The organism is Mycobacterium sp. 1245801.1 (assembly GCF_001673055.1).
Classification (GTDB): Bacteria; Actinomycetota; Actinomycetes; order Mycobacteriales; family Mycobacteriaceae; genus Mycobacterium; species Mycobacterium europaeum_A.
In genome coordinates this window covers 32,870-47,107 of the sequence record NZ_LZKY01000023.1, presented here as the reverse complement: position 1 = coordinate 47,107, position 14,238 = coordinate 32,870, and the positions used below count along the sequence as shown (strand labels likewise).

The window sequence follows — 14,238 nt, the reverse complement described above, 5'->3', positions numbered from 1 at the left end:
TTTCGCGAACGTGCGCTGGGCCTTGGCGCTGGAACGTTGCAACGTGCTGGGCAATTCGCTCTTCTTGGCCGCGCCGCCCTTTGTCGTCTTCGGCATCGAACCTCCTCGGGTACCACAAGCGCTTTCGGGTAGCCAACCGGTTACCCCGTTGCGGCGCGGCCAAGAAGAGCGAATTGCCCAGCACGTTGCAACGTTCCAGCGCCAAGGCCCAGCGCACGTTCGCGAAAACCCATGATGCGGCCGCCGAGGAGTACGGCAGCGAGGAGCGCGCCCACCGGGTGGCCTACTCCGCCGTCAAGCACAGTTTCGAGAAGGTGGGCGATCACTGGGAGCCCAAGGACAAAAAGGGCCCGTCCGACGAGCGGGCCAAGAGCGGTGGCCGGCGTCCGACCGGTCAATCGGCCGAGGGTGTCGACGCCAACGCCAGCAAAAAACACCTGCTCGACCTGGCCCGTCGGCTCGACATCGCCGGCCGGTCCAGCATGAACAAGTCGGAGTTGGTGGACGCGATCAAGAAGCACAACCGCAAGGTCCGGGGTCGCTGAGCGGCAGCGCGGACCGTGCTAGGGCGGGATGCGCCGCGGTGTAACGCTTTTCGCTAGAGGATAGGCCGGCCGCCAGTGACGGCCACCCGGGCCCCGGAGATGTAGCTCGCGTCGTCGGAGGCCAACAACACGTAGATCGCGGCGAGTTCGGCCGGCTGACCCGCGCGCCCCAGGGGCACGTTGTCCCCGAAGGATTCCACGCTGTCCGGCGGCATCGTCGACGGGATCAAGGGCGTCCAGATCGGTCCGGGTGCCACGCTGTTGACGCGAATCCCCTTGTCGCCCAGGAGTTGAGCCAAGCTGGCCGAGAAATTCGCGATCGCCGCCTTCGTCGCCGCGTACGGCGCCAGGGTCGGATTGGGACTATCGGAATTCACCGACGAGCTGCCGATGATCGACGAGCCCGGGCGCATGTGCGGCACGGCGGCCTTGGCGAGGTAGAAGTACGCACCGATGTTGAGCCGGAACGTGTACTCCCACTCCTCGTCGCTGATCTCGTCGAGACTCTTGTGCATCATCTGGAAGGCGGCGTTGTTGACCAGGATGTCCACGCCGCCCAACTCCTGCACCGCGCGGTCCACCACGGCGCGGCAGTGCGCGGCATCGGAGAGGTCGCCGGGCACCAACACGCAGTTGCGACCGGCATTGGTGACGTAACGGGCGACGTCACGCGCGTCGTCGTCCTCGTTGAGGTAGGCGATCAACACGTCAGCGCCCTCGCGCGCAAAGGCGATCGCGACGGCGCGCCCGATGCCGCTATCGCCGCCGGTGATGATCGCCTTTTTGCCCAGCAGTTTTCCCGAGCCCTGGTAACTGTTTTCACCACAGTCGGGAATCGGGTCCATCTGCGCCTGTACGCCAGGAACGGATTGTTGCTGCGCCACGAAGCCCATGCCATTTCCTTTACCGATTCGAAGTTTGTTGTGTGATTGACGTTTCGGGCAGGCCGAGCATCTTGCCGGTTTTAACGGTGCACCGCTTTATCAGTCGCGCTGCGCCGGGCCCGCCGTGGGAACGTCGGGGTCGTCGTCGGCGGGCGGCTCCGGATCGCGCCATTCCTCGCTGCGACTGGATCGATTGCCGCGAATCGTGCCCTCCAGTTCCTCCTTGAGCGCGTCGTCCTCGCGTGAGCCGTGCTTGGAGTTTCCGCGTTGCACCTAACTGCCCCCTTTGCGGCTGTCTCGGCTTGCGCCCCCGACATTTGCCAGACGCGGGCCTCAGCGCACCGGTTACCCCTCAGCACCCGGACTAATCACCGTGCCGAATGTGAATGATGGTGCAGCTGTTATCAACTGAGGCTGAAGGTGCTCCCCGCGAAAGCAACAATTTTGCGTCTCTAACCGGGCAATTCGGCTAATGGGGCGAACGTCGGTGTTTAAAGCGGAAGTCGGTTGGCTATTTGCTGCTCATATCGTCATGCCCTTCCGGGGGGCAATTGTTCGACACGAAAGGAATGGACAATGAAGGTCACCAAGACTGCCGTCGCGACAGCTGCCGCTGCCGGGGGGATAGCGGTGGCGAGCGTCTTCGCAGCGACGCCCGCGGCCGCCGCGCCCAACATTCAGGGGTTCGGCACCAGCGAACAACTGGTGGACGGGCCGCTGATCACCAACTACACGGTCAGCAACCTGCAGCCCAGCAATGTCACGATTCCCGGGTACACGCCGAAAGGCACGCTGTACCAGGCCGACATCAGCGCCAGGTCGGACGGCGGGCTGGTCACCCCGATGGTCAACGACTTCATCGCCCGCGGGCCCAACGGCCAGAACTACCGCGTGATCGACAAGGTGGGGGCGCCCAACGGGCTCAACCCGGCGCCGATCGCGCCGGGCAACGAGTCGACCGGCACGCTGTACTTCGACGTGACCGGCGCGCCGCCGAACGGCGTCGTCTACAACGACGGCAACCAGGACATCCTGATCTGGACGTCCAACGTCGAGGGTGGCGCGGCGCCGGGTGCGCCGAACAGCCCGGCACCGGGTGCGCCGCCGGCGCCTGCACCCGCACCCGCGGCACACGCCTGATCTGAGTAAATCTCCCCGCGCCACACCGCCGTGGCGCGGGGAGATTTGCATTGAGGGGAATCGTGCGCGCTCGAATCGGGTATGCGACTACTCATGAGTAACCCGGATCACAGGCCGGCGCCGGTGCGTGCCCAGGCGAAGCGGAACGCCGAGCAAGCCCGCGAGGCCATGGAAGAACGACGCAGCAAGCAAACCGGCGGGGTGAGCGGTTGGGTGGCCGAACGCGCGGGGAGATGGGATCTGTCCGGTCAGGACGAGACCGCCCTGCAGCGCCAGAAGTATCTGTGGAATGTGCTGGTGGACTACTGGTTTCGCATGGAGATCGACGGCTGGGAGAACATCCCCGAGTCGCCACCGGCGCTGTTGGTGGGGATTCATTCCGGGGCGCCGTTCGTGTGGGACGCGTGGACCGTCGGTCTGCAATGGTGGCGGCGGTTCGGACAGGAGCGCACCCTGCACGGGACCGCCCACGATGCGTTGATGGCGATTCCGTTGTTCGGGCGCTACTTCCGGTCCATGGGCGTTTTGCCGGCCGCCCCCGACGCGATCGCGACCGCCCTGGCAGAGGGGCGTGACGTGGCGTTGTGGCCCGGCGGGGAAGTGGATTCGCTGCGCCCGTGGACCGAGCGCGATCAGGCCAACCTGGCGGGGCGGACCGGCTTCGTCAAGATGGCGATCCGGGCCGGGGTGCCGATCGTGCCCATCGCCACCGTGGGCGGCGCCGACGCGATGCCGGTGCTGATCCGCGGGGACCGGCTGTCGAAAGCTCTGCGCCTGGATAAGATCCTGCGGCTCAAGGTGTTCCCGTTGGCTGTCTCGTTGCCGTGGGGTATCGCGCCGGCGGCGCTGCCGCAGCTGCCCCTGCCGGCCAAGATCCGCACCCGCTTCATGCCCGCGGTCGAACTCGACAACGATCCCGCGAAGGCTGACGACGACCAATACGTCGAACGCAAATACCATGAGGTGCAACACGCCATCCAGGACGGGATGAATGCGCTGGCGCGCAAGCGCGCGTTCCCCTTATTCGGCTGACCAGGCACCGAAGCGCTGCAGCGCAGCCAATTACGGCCGTTAGGGTCAGCCTGCCCGCGTTCCGTTGAGGTGGAGACCGGCGTCGGTGACGAACCATTCGGGTTGCGGCGGCGTCGCCGCCCGGTAGCCGACACCTCGCACGGTGTCGACCAGGAATTGGTGCCGGGCGCCGAGCTTGGTGCGCAACCGCCGGATGTGCACGTCGACGGTGCGCACCTTGCCGGTGCTGTCATAACCCCACACTTCCTGCATCAGTCGGGTCCGGGTGAACGCCTGACCGGCATGCTGCACAAGGAAATTCAGCAGTTTGAACTCGGTGAGGGTCAGACACAGATCCTGGCCGTCCAGCGACGCGGTGAAACTGGCCGGATGCAGCACCAGGTCGCCGAACTTCAGCGTGCCGTCGATCACGCTGCGCCGCCGCCCGATCGCCAGCCGGAGCCGCGCCTGCAACTCCTCGGCACAGGTGCCGGGCAGCATCACGTCGTCGAAATTGCAATCGACGTCGACCGCCGCACAGTCCGCCGGCGCCACCAGGGCGACCACCGCGGTGGCGGGGCTGTCGGTCGTGAGGCGATGGCTGACCGCCTGGGCCAGCGCCACGTTGCTACGCGCGTCGATGATCGCGACGTCCGCGGTGGCGAGATGCCCGTCGGTCTCGGCCGTCAGGGCGATGCGGCGAATCGGTTGGGCGAACGCGGCCAAGTCCGGCAGGGCCGATTCGAAATCGTCCTCGTCGGTGAGCACCACCACGTCCAACAGCATCTCCAAACCTCGTCACGTCCCGGCTTCCCCCCCGGTCCGTAGGCACCTCTGTGGAGATGTCTTACAGCGCTACGCCTGGATACCCGTCCCGCCGAAAACTATGCAAAGCTATGCAACCTCAGGCTTTTCACCGGCCGAATCTGCCGGAAAGAAAGACGATGGGCCCGACCCGTTTTCACGGATCGGGCCCATCGTTCACAGCCCTGTTACTGGTTGTCCTTCTGGCGCTCCTCGGCCGCCTTGGCGCCACCGCGCGCGGCTTCCGCCTCGGCTTCCTTCTTCGCTGCGTCGCGCTGCGCGTCGGCCTTGTCCTGCTGCGCCTGGCCCTCGCGGGTCAGGTCGTCACGACCCGCCACCGCGCCGACGGCCTCCTTGGCCTTTCCTTTGGCGTCCTCGACGACGCCCTTGACAGCTTCGGCAGGTCCCGACTTGTTTTCTTCAGCCATGGAAAGTGTTCCTCCTCGTTGGCGTACTCTGAGCGATCCACGCTCAACGGCGATCGCGAGCGATCAACCCGGTCATACGGCGAGGCTGGTCCTCGTTGCTTGAGACCGCGTAATTCTGCCGCGTTGTTGCGGGTTCCCATGCCATGCATCGCTCAAACGCGGGCAACGGCGGCATCGGCGTGGACGTATTCCGGTACCTGGAGACTCGAAAATTGGTCCGGCACGCCAACTATGCGCATAATGCACCCCGTCGACGTCGCATTGTGCTGCGATGAGGCAGGATGTGAAATGCCGTTCCGGATGGAGATCGCCCGGGATGGCACTCTCATGCGAGGAGTCTGATGACGGAGTCCAGGGACCCCCAAGTCGCCGGCGCGGCGGCTGGAAGGCCGGAGCCGACAACCGCCAGCAACGGCATACCGAAATCCGCACCGGACAACGGCCTGGTTGCCGGCCAGTCCCCGAGCCGGGCCAGGTACTCGCGAGTGCTGCTCAAGCTCGGCGGTGAGATGTTCGGCGGCGGGCAGGTCGGCCTGGACCCGGACGTGGTGGCGCGGGTGGCCCGGCAGATCGCCGAGGTGGTCCGCGGCGGTGTGCAGGTGGCCGTCGTCATCGGCGGTGGCAACTTCTTTCGGGGCGCGCAGCTTCAGCAGCGCGGCATGGAACGCACCCGGTCGGACTACATGGGCATGTTGGGCACCGTCATGAACAGCCTTGCGCTGCAAGACTTTCTGGAGAAGGAAGGCATCGTCACCCGCGTCCAGACCGCGATCACCATGGGCCAGGTGGCCGAGCCCTACCTGCCGCTGCGCGCCGTGCGTCACCTGGAAAAGGGGCGGGTGGTGATCTTCGGGGCCGGCATGGGACTGCCGTACTTCTCCACCGACACGACGGCCGCGCAGCGCGCCTTGGAGATCGGCGCCGAGGTGGTCCTGATGGCCAAGGCCGTCGACGGCGTGTTCTCCGCGGATCCGCGGCAGCATCCCGATGCCGAATTGATCGCCGCGATCAGCCACCGCGAGGTCATCGACCGGGGGCTACGAGTGGCCGATGCCACCGCGTTCAGCCTGTGCATGGACAATGGCATGCCGATCCTGGTGTTCAACCTGCTGACCAATGGCAATATCGCCCGGGCGGTCGCTGGTGAGAAGATCGGGACTCTGGTCACCACCTGAACCGAGACGCGATGATCTGCGCTTGCGAGGATCCGCAACGCAGCTGAGGAGGAGCGGCGCACATGATTGACGAGGCTCTCTTCGACGCGGAAGAGAAAATGGAGAAAGCCGTAGCGGTCGCCCGCGACGACTTGTCGACCATCCGAACCGGGCGGGCCAACCCCGGCATGTTCTCGCGGATCGTGATCGACTACTACGGCTCGGCCACGCCCATCACCCAACTGGCCAGCATCAACGTGCCCGAGGCGCGCCTGGTCGTCATCAAGCCCTACGAGGCCAGCCAGGTCGGCGCGATCGAGACGGCGATCCGCAACTCCGACCTGGGCGTCAACCCCACCAACGACGGCACCCTGATCCGGGTAGCGGTCCCGCAGCTCACCGAGGAACGCCGCCGCGAGCTGGTCAAACAGGCCAAGGGCAAGGGCGAGGACGCCAAGGTCTCGGTGCGCAACATCCGCCGCAAGGCGATGGAGGAGCTGCACCGCATCCGCAAGGACGGCGAGGCCGGCGAGGACGAGGTCGGCCGGGCCGAAAAGGACCTGGACAAGACCACCCACCAGTACATCACCCAGATCGAAGAGCTGGTCAAGCACAAAGAAGGCGAACTGCTGGAGGTCTGACGACCGCTCAGCAGCTAAGTTCATCCAGGCCAGTGGCAACCCCAGAACCCGGCGCAGGCAACCCGCCCGACAATCGGGCGCGCGCCGCCAAGAAGACGAGCGCGCAGCCGGCCAAGAAGACGTCCCGGGCCGGACGCGACCTGCGCGCCGCCATCGCGGTGGGGGCCGGGATCGGCGGCGTGCTGATCGTCACGCTGGTGTTCGCCCCGCGGTTCTGGGTTCCCATCGTCGCGCTCGCCATCATGGTGGCCACCCACGAAGTGGTGCGGCGATTGCGCGAAGCCGGCTACGTCATCCCGGTCATCCCGCTGCTGGCAGGCGGCCAGCTCACCGTCTGGCTGACCTGGCCGTTCCACGCCGCTGGCGCCCTGGCCGGCTTCGGCGTCACCGTCGTGGTCTGCAACGTGTGGCGGCTGTTCATGCAGGACAACACCAAACGGCCCGAGCCGTTCGACGGGTCGCCGTCGGCCAACTACCTCAGGGACGCCTCGGCGACGGTGTTCCTGGCCGCCTGGGTGCCGCTGTTCGCCTCCTTCGGCGTGCTGCTGGTCTACCCGCACGACGGCGCAGGACGGGTGTTCTGCCTGATGATCACCGTCGTCGCCTCCGACACCGGCGGGTATGCCGTGGGGGCGCTACTCGGCAAGCACCCGATGGTGCCGGCGATCAGCCCCAAGAAGTCGTGGGAGGGGTTCGCCGGATCGTTGGTGTTCGGGATCACCGCGGCGACGCTGACCGCGACTTTGCTGGCCCACAAACCATGGTGGATCGGCGCGTTGCTGGGCGTCATCCTGGTGCTGACCTGCACGTTGGGGGATCTGGTGGAGTCTCAGGTCAAGCGCGACCTCGGCATCAAGGACATGGGACGGCTGCTGCCCGGCCACGGCGGACTGATGGATCGGCTCGACGGCGTCCTGCCCTCGGCGGTCGCCGCCTGGACGGTGCTGACCCTCGTTCCCTAGGCCGGTCCGGTCGAGAGGCGATACTGGACAGGTCATGGTTGCACAACTGGTTTTCTCCGAGCCGCGTCCCGGCAGGCCGCCGCGGCACCTGGCCGACCTCGACGAGGACGGTCGCACGGCCGCCGTCACCGAGCTGGGCCTGCCGGCGTTTCGCGCCAAGCAGCTGGCGCATCAGTACTACGCGCGGCTGATCGCCGACCCGCGGCAGATGACCGACCTTCCGGCGGGCCTGCGCGACGCCCTCGCCGAGACGATGTTCCCGATCCTGCTCACCGCGGCCGCCGAGGTGACCTGCGACGCAGGCCAGACGCGAAAGACGTTGTGGCGGGCCCTCGATGGGGTCACCGTCGAGTCGGTGCTGATGCGTTACCCGCAACGCAACACGGTGTGCATTTCGTCGCAGGCCGGTTGCGGCATGGCGTGTCCGTTCTGCGCGACCGGTCAGGGCGGGCTGACTCGCAACCTGTCGACGGCGGAGATCCTCGAGCAGGTCCGCGCCGGCGCCGCGGCCCTGCGCGACGACTTCGGGGACCGGCTGTCCAACGTGGTGTTCATGGGCATGGGGGAGCCGCTGGCCAATTACGCCCGCGTGGTGGCCGCGGTGCGGCGCATCACCGCCGCGCCGCCCCACGGTTTCGGCATCTCGGCCCGTTCGGTGACCGTGTCGACGGTGGGGCTGGCGCCCGCCATCCGCAAGCTCGCCGACGAACGGCTCGGGGTGACGTTGGCGCTGTCGTTGCACGCGCCCGACGACGAACTGCGCGACACCCTGGTGCCGGTGAACAACCGGTGGAAGATCACCGAAGCCCTCGACGCCGCGCGGCATTACGCCGACGTCACGGGCAGGCGGGTGTCGGTGGAGTACGCGTTGATCCGCGACGTCAACGATCAGCCTTGGCGCGCAGACCTTTTGGGGCAGCGGCTGCATCGCGCGCTCGGCCCGCTGGTGCACGTGAACCTGATTCCACTCAACCCCACCCCGGGTAGTGAGTGGGACGCCAGCCCCAAGCCGGTCGAGCGGGAGTTCGTCCGGCGCGTCCGCGCCAAAGGCGTTTCCTGCACGGTGCGCGACACGCGCGGCCGCGAGATCAGCGCCGCGTGCGGACAGCTGGCCGCCGAAGGCGGGTAGCTGGAGCGCAGGCGATCAGGCACCAGCGTGCGGACAGCTGGCCGCCGAAGGCGGGTAGCGCGCGGCCGTCGGGTGAACCCGCAGGGCGACGCGCACGTCTTAAAGGCATAACTTCAGCAACCCGGGGGTGTGCCGTGATCCGCTTGTTCTCTCCGCTCAAGTTGTTTGTCGCGGCCCTCATCGCCGCGGCACTGATAGTGGTGCTCGGTGGCGCGCCGCGCGCGGCCGCCGCCGATGACCGGCTGCAATTCAGCGGCACGACCCTGGCTGGTGCGCCGTTCAACGGCGCCAGCTTGCAGGGCAGACCCGCGGTGTTGTGGTTCTGGGCGCCGTTTTGCCCGTTCTGCAACGCCGAGGCCCCAGGCGTCAGCCAGGTGGCGGCCGCCAATCCCGGCGTCACCTTCGTCGGCGTCGCCGGTCACTCGGATGTCGGCGCGGAACAGAACTTCGTCTCCAAGTACGGCCTGAGATTCACCAACCTCAACGACGCCGACGGCTCGATCTGGGCCCGCTACAACGTCCCCTGGCAGCCCGCCTACGTGTTCTACCGCGCCGACGGCAGCTCGACGTTCGTCAACAACCCGACCTCGGCGATGTCCCAGCAGGAGCTTTCCGACCGGGTCTCGGCCCTGAGGTCCTGACCCGGTGGACCAGGGTCTGGTCGGCCTGGCCTTCGCCGCCGGATCGGTGGCCGCGCTGAACCCGTGCGGTTTTGCCATGCTGCCCGGCTACCTGCTGCTGGTGGTGCGCGGCCAGGGTTCGGGGGCGGTCTCGGGTGCGGCGGCGGCCGGGCGTGCGCTGGCGGCCACCGCGGGGATGGCGCTGGGCTTCCTGACGGTGTTCGGCGCGTTCGGCGCCCTGACCGTCTCGGCGGCGAGCACCGTGCAGCGGTTCCTGCCGTACGCCACCGTGGGCGTGGGTGTGGTGCTGATCGGGCTCGGGGCGTGGCTGCTGGCGGGCCGGGGACTGTCGGCCCTGACCCCACGACCGCTGGGCCCGCGGTGGGCGCCCACCGCGCGGCTGGGCTCCATGTACGGCTACGGCATCAGCTACGCGATCGCCTCGCTGTCGTGCACCGTCGGGCCGTTCCTGGCCGTCACGGCGGCCGGCTTACGCGGGGGATCGCTCGTCACCGGGGTGGCGATCTATCTCGCCTACAGCGCGGGGCTGACCCTGGTGGTCGGGGTGCTGGCGGTCGCCGCGGCCACGGCGAGCACGGCGCTGGTGGACCGGTTGCGCCGGCTCCTGCCGTTCGTCAACCGGATCGGTGGCGCGTTGCTGGTGCTGGTCGGGCTGTACGTGGCCTATTACGGCGGTTACGAGGTGCGACTGTTCGGCGCCGGCGGCGACCCGCGGGACGCGGTGATCACCGCGGCCGGGCGGCTACAGGGCGCGATGGCCGGCTGGGTGCATCAGCACGGGATGTGGCCGTGGCTGGTGGCCGTGTTCGCATTGACGGCCGTGGTGATCGGGGGCGCCTGGCATCGCCGGGTGCGCCGCTAGGGCAAACGCGCGGCCGGCTACCTGATCCAGCCGCGGCGGCGGCCCCACAGGTCGCGGATCAGCGCCACGAGGATCAGCGCGGCAAACCCGATCAGGAACCAGTTCTCGATGTGGCCGACATGGTTGCCGCGCAGCATCGCCAGCAGGAATCCGAAGCCGATCAGGCCGGCGATGTGCCAGGTCCGGTGATTGATCCTGCTCCAACCCCACGCTGCCGACGGCACCTCGACGTCGTCGACGCCGGTGAAGCGCTCCACCTCGGTACTGGCCACGGCGAATCCCCTTCGGATCGGATTGGCTTGTCGAACCCAAATTCTGGCATACCCCCGCCTGGCTCGACGGCCGCGGTCCGGCGGATGGCCCCGGTCGGTGCCGGGCGGCACAATGAATGAGTGACCAACCCGACGACCGACGGGCAAACGCGCGACCGGCTGCGCGTCCTGGTGCTCGGCAGCACCGGCTCCATCGGCACCCAGGCGCTGGACGTCATCGCCGCCAACCCGGACCGCTTCGAGGTGGTCGGCCTGGCCGCGGGCGGTGCCAACCTGGACACCCTGTTGCGGCAGCGCGCCGAGACCGGCGTGACCAACGTCGCGGTCGCCGACGAGCGCGCGGCGCAGCGGGTCGGTGACATCCCGTTCTGCGGGTCCGACGCGGCCACCCGGCTGGTGCAGGAGACCGAGGCCGACGTCGTGCTCAACGCGCTGGTGGGCGCGCTGGGCCTGCGGCCGACGCTGGCCGCGCTGGAGTCGGGCGCCCGGCTGGCGCTGGCCAACAAGGAATCGCTGATCGCCGGCGGTCCGCTGGTGCTCCGGGCCGCCAAGCCGGGGCAGATCGTGCCCGTCGATTCCGAACACTCCGCGCTGGCCCAGTGCCTGCGCGGCGGGGCCCCCGACGAGGTCGCCAAGCTGGTGCTGACCGCCTCCGGCGGCCCGTTCCGCGGCTGGACCGCCGCCCAGCTGGAGGACGTCACCCCGGAGCAGGCGGGCGCCCACCCGACGTGGTCGATGGGCCCGATGAACACACTGAACTCGGCCTCGCTGGTCAACAAGGGGCTCGAACTCATCGAGACCCACCTGCTGTTCGGCATTCCCTATGACCGCATCGAGGTCGTGGTGCACCCCCAGTCGATTGTTCATTCGATGGTCACCTTCATCGACGGCTCTACCCTGGCCCAGGCCAGCCCGCCGGACATGAAGCTGCCGATCTCGCTCGCCCTCGGCTGGCCGCAGCGGGTTGCGGGCGCGGCCGCCAGCTGCGACTTCAGCACGGCCTCTAGCTGGGACTTCGAGCCGCTGGACGACGACGTTTTCCCCGCCGTCGAGTTGGCCAGGCACGCCGGGCAGATCGGCGGCTGCATGACCGCCGTCTACAACGCGGCCAACGAGGAGGCGGCGGCGGCCTTCCTCGCGGGACGGGTCGGGTTCCCCGCGATCGTCAAAACCATCGCCGACGTGCTGCACGCCGCCGACCAATGGGCCGTGTCACCCGCTACCGTGGATGAGGTACTCGACGCGCAGCGCTGGGCACGCGAGCGGGCGCGGCGTTCCGTCGCACACGCCCGGCCCGCCGAGGTGTCGGCAAAAGCCTCCGGAATGGTGTGAGAAAGGTCCTGGGAGACCAGATGATGTTCGTAATCGGCATTGTGCTGTTCGCACTGGCCATCCTGATCTCGGTGGCCCTGCACGAGTGCGGGCACATGTGGGTCGCGCGCGCGACCGGCATGAAGGTGCGCCGCTACTTCGTCGGTTTCGGGCCCACGCTGTGGTCGACCCGGCGCGGCGAAACCGAATACGGCCTCAAAGCCGTGCCGCTGGGCGGCTTCTGCGACATCGCCGGCATGACGTCGGTGGAGGAGTTGGCGCCCGACGAGACCGACCGCGCCATGTTCAAGCAGAAGGTTTGGAAGCGGGTCGCGGTGCTGTTCGCCGGTCCCGCCGCGAACTTCATCATCTGCCTGGTGCTGCTTTACGGCATCGCGCTCATCTGGGGGCTGCCGAACCTGCACCCGGCCACCCAGGCCGTGGTCGGCGAAACCGCTTGTGTGGCACCGGAAGTGGCGCCGGGAAAGATCGCGGACTGCACCGGCCCCGGGCCGGCGGCGCTGGCCGGAATCCGGCCGGGCGACGTCATCGTCAAGGTGGGTGACACCCCGGTGTCGACCTTCGAGGACATGGCCGCCGCCATCCGCAAGGTGCACGGCAATGTCCCGATCGTCGCCGAGCGCAACGGCACCAAGATCACCACCTACGTCGACGTCACCACCACCCAGCGCTACCTGGGCAACGGGCAGGGCGCTCAGCAACAACCCTCGACGGTCGGCGCCATCGGCGTCGGCGCCGTCAAGGTGGCGCCCACCCGCTACGGGGTGTTCACCGCGATCCCGGCCACCGTTGCCTTCGCCGGTGACCTCACCGGCGAGGTCGGCAAGGCGCTGGTCGCGATCCCGACGAAGGTCGGTGCGCTGGTACACGCCATCGGCGGCGGGCAGCGCGATCCGCAGACCCCGATGAGCGTCGTCGGCGCCAGCATCATCGGCGGTGACACCGTCGACCACGGGTTGTGGGTGGCGTTCTGGTTCTTCCTGGCCCAGCTGAACCTCATCCTGGGTGCGATCAACCTGGTGCCGCTGTTGCCCTTCGACGGCGGCCACATCGCCATCGCGGTGTTCGAGAAGATCCGTAACCTGGTGCGGTCGGCGCGGGGCATGGTCGCGGCCGCGCCGGTGAACTACCTCAAGCTGATGCCCGCGACATACGTCGTGCTGGTGTTCGTGGTCGGCTACATGCTGCTGACCGTCACCGCCGATCTGGTGAATCCGATCCGGCTGTTCCAGTAGAGAGAAGGCAGCGCACATGACTATCGGCCTGGGCATGCCGCAGACCCCGGCGCCCACGCTTGCGCCCCGGCGCCCCACGCGCCAACTGATGGTCCGCGACGTAGGGATCGGCAGCGATTATCCGATCTCGGTGCAGTCGATGTGCACCACCAAGACGCATGACGTCAACACGACGCTGCAGCAGATCGCCGAGTTGACCGCCGCCGGCTGCGACATCGTCCGGGTGGCCTGCCCGCGCCAGGAGGACGCCGACGCGCTGGCCGAAATCGCCCGGCACAGCCAGATCCCGGTGATCGCCGACATCCACTTCCAGCCCAAGTACATCTTCGCCGCCATCGACGCCGGGTGCGCCGCCGTGCGGGTGAACCCCGGCAACATCAAGGAATTCGACGGCCGCGTGGGCGAAGTCGCCAAGGCCGCCGGTGCGGCCGGCATCCCGATCCGCATCGGCGTCAACGCGGGCTCGCTGGACAAGCGGTTCATGCAGAAGTACGGCAAGGCCACCCCGGAGGCGCTGGTCGAGTCCGCGCTGTGGGAGGCCTCGCTGTTCGAGGAGCACGGCTTCGGCGACATCAAGATCAGCGTCAAGCACAACGATCCCGTCGTGATGGTCGCCGCCTACGAGCAGCTGGCCGAGCAATGCGACTACCCGCTGCATCTGGGCGTCACCGAGGCCGGCCCCGCCTTCCAGGGCACCATCAAGTCGGCGGTCGCCTTCGGCGCGCTGCTGTCGCGGGGGATCGGTGACACCATCCGGGTGTCGCTGTCGGCGCCGCCCGTCGAGGAAGTCAAGGTCGGCATCCAGATCCTCGAGTCGCTGAACCTGCGCCCACGCGGGCTCGAGATCGTGTCGTGCCCGTCCTGCGGCCGCGCCCAGGTCGACGTCTACACCCTGGCCAACGAGGTCAGCGCCGGCCTGGACGGCCTCGACGTGCCGCTGCGCGTGGCCGTGATGGGCTGCGTCGTCAACGGCCCGGGGGAGGCCCGCGAGGCCGACCTCGGCGTCGCATCGGGAAATGGCAAGGGCCAGATCTTCGTTCGCGGCGAGGTGATCAAGACCGTGCCCGAAGCCCAGATCGTCGAGACGCTGATCGAAGAGGCGATGCGCATCGCCGCTGAAATGGGCCACGAGATGAACAGCGGCGACGGGCCCGAAGCAACATCCAGCGGTTCACCTGTTGTCACCGTAAGCTGATGA

Annotated in this window: 17 protein-coding genes and 1 pseudogene; 12 read left to right on the top strand and 6 right to left on the bottom strand. The window is 67.9% G+C overall.

The genetic code is table 11. From position 1 onward, the window contains the following. Nucleotides 1-96: pseudogene (locus A5622_RS27725) on the bottom strand (cation transport regulator ChaB); the annotation flags it as partial. A gap of 77 nt (nt 97-173) precedes the next feature. Between A5622_RS27725 and A5622_RS01355 the strand changes: the two are divergent. Beyond that, nucleotides 174-545 carry a ChaB family protein gene (locus A5622_RS01355; protein ID WP_232002813.1) on the top strand — a complete coding sequence of 124 codons (372 nt, stop codon included), beginning with the start codon at nt 174-176 and terminating at the stop codon, nt 543-545. Between the two features lie 53 nt (nt 546-598). On the opposite strand, the gene A5622_RS01350 is transcribed toward A5622_RS01355, so the two are convergent. Then, on the bottom strand, nt 599-1,438 hold the full coding sequence (locus A5622_RS01350) for an SDR family oxidoreductase (RefSeq protein WP_066870228.1): 840 nt from the start codon (nt 1,436-1,438) through the stop codon (nt 599-601). Nucleotides 1,439-1,528: 90 nt separating this feature from the next. After that, a complete protein-coding gene (locus A5622_RS29475) occupies nt 1,529-1,702 on the bottom strand; it encodes a hypothetical protein (RefSeq protein ID WP_197499689.1) in 174 nt (57 codons plus the stop codon). 303 nt (nt 1,703-2,005) lie between these two features. Between A5622_RS29475 and A5622_RS01345 the strand changes: the two genes are divergently transcribed. After that, the gene (locus A5622_RS01345; RefSeq protein WP_066870231.1) at nt 2,006-2,569 is read left to right on the top strand and encodes an MPT63 family protein; all 564 of its coding nucleotides are present in this window, start codon (nt 2,006-2,008) and stop codon (nt 2,567-2,569) included. A 93-nt stretch (nt 2,570-2,662) separates the two neighbouring features. Beyond that, nucleotides 2,663-3,601: a lysophospholipid acyltransferase family protein gene (locus A5622_RS01340; RefSeq protein ID WP_066870234.1), complete on the top strand. Its 939-nt coding sequence runs from the start codon at nt 2,663-2,665 to the stop codon at nt 3,599-3,601. Between the two features lie 45 nt (nt 3,602-3,646). Here A5622_RS01340 and A5622_RS01335 read toward each other — a convergent pair whose 3' ends face one another. Together A5622_RS01335 and A5622_RS01330 are read right to left on the bottom strand one after the other, a co-directional pair. Then, complete coding sequence (locus tag A5622_RS01335; protein ID WP_066876170.1) at nt 3,647-4,366, bottom strand: response regulator transcription factor; 720 nt, start codon at nt 4,364-4,366, stop codon at nt 3,647-3,649. A 206-nt stretch (nt 4,367-4,572) separates the two neighbouring features. Further along, a complete protein-coding gene (locus tag A5622_RS01330) occupies nt 4,573-4,812 on the bottom strand; it encodes a general stress protein CsbD (protein ID WP_066870241.1) in 240 nt (79 codons plus the stop codon). Between the two features lie 341 nt (nt 4,813-5,153). On the opposite strand from A5622_RS01330, the gene pyrH reads away from it, so the two are divergent. From pyrH to A5622_RS01300, 6 genes are all read left to right on the top strand, one after another. Further along, complete coding sequence (pyrH, locus tag A5622_RS01325; RefSeq protein WP_066876169.1) at nt 5,154-5,987, top strand: UMP kinase; 834 nt, start codon at nt 5,154-5,156, stop codon at nt 5,985-5,987. Nucleotides 5,988-6,049: 62 nt separating this feature from the next. After that, on the top strand, nt 6,050-6,607 hold the full coding sequence (gene frr, locus A5622_RS01320; protein ID WP_066870247.1) for a ribosome recycling factor: 558 nt from the start codon (nt 6,050-6,052) through the stop codon (nt 6,605-6,607). A gap of 32 nt (nt 6,608-6,639) precedes the next feature. Next, nucleotides 6,640-7,569, top strand: coding sequence for a phosphatidate cytidylyltransferase (locus A5622_RS01315; RefSeq protein ID WP_066876168.1), 930 nt, complete (start codon nt 6,640-6,642; stop codon nt 7,567-7,569). 34 nt (nt 7,570-7,603) lie between these two features. Next, a complete protein-coding gene (gene rlmN, locus A5622_RS01310) occupies nt 7,604-8,698 on the top strand; it encodes a 23S rRNA (adenine(2503)-C(2))-methyltransferase RlmN (protein ID WP_066870253.1) in 1,095 nt (364 codons plus the stop codon). 134 nt (nt 8,699-8,832) lie between these two features. Beyond that, entirely contained in the window at nt 8,833-9,339 is a 507-nt protein-coding gene (locus A5622_RS01305; protein ID WP_066870256.1) for a protein disulfide oxidoreductase, read from the top strand. A gap of 4 nt (nt 9,340-9,343) precedes the next feature. Beyond that, nucleotides 9,344-10,201 carry a cytochrome c biogenesis CcdA family protein gene (locus A5622_RS01300; protein WP_066876167.1) on the top strand — a complete coding sequence of 286 codons (858 nt, stop codon included), beginning with the start codon at nt 9,344-9,346 and terminating at the stop codon, nt 10,199-10,201. 17 nt (nt 10,202-10,218) lie between these two features. Here the strand turns inward: A5622_RS01300 and A5622_RS01295 are convergent, their stop codons facing one another. Further along, nucleotides 10,219-10,473, bottom strand: a complete 255-nt coding sequence (locus A5622_RS01295; protein WP_066870261.1) for a DUF2631 domain-containing protein — start codon at nt 10,471-10,473, stop codon at nt 10,219-10,221. 120 nt (nt 10,474-10,593) lie between these two features. On the opposite strand from A5622_RS01295, the gene dxr reads away from it, so the two are divergent. The 3 genes from dxr to ispG are packed head-to-tail and all read left to right on the top strand — an operon-like array spanning nt 10,594 to nt 14,235. Continuing rightward, complete coding sequence (gene dxr / locus A5622_RS01290) at nt 10,594-11,805, top strand: 1-deoxy-D-xylulose-5-phosphate reductoisomerase (RefSeq protein ID WP_066876165.1); 1,212 nt, start codon at nt 10,594-10,596, stop codon at nt 11,803-11,805. 20 nt (nt 11,806-11,825) lie between these two features. Beyond that, nucleotides 11,826-13,040 (top strand): RIP metalloprotease, encoded by a 1,215-nt coding sequence (locus tag A5622_RS01285; protein WP_066876183.1) that lies wholly within the window; start codon nt 11,826-11,828, stop codon nt 13,038-13,040. 16 nt (nt 13,041-13,056) lie between these two features. Next, complete coding sequence (gene ispG, locus A5622_RS01280) at nt 13,057-14,235, top strand: flavodoxin-dependent (E)-4-hydroxy-3-methylbut-2-enyl-diphosphate synthase (RefSeq protein WP_066876163.1); 1,179 nt, start codon at nt 13,057-13,059, stop codon at nt 14,233-14,235. Nucleotides 14,236-14,238: the final 3 nt, after the last annotated feature.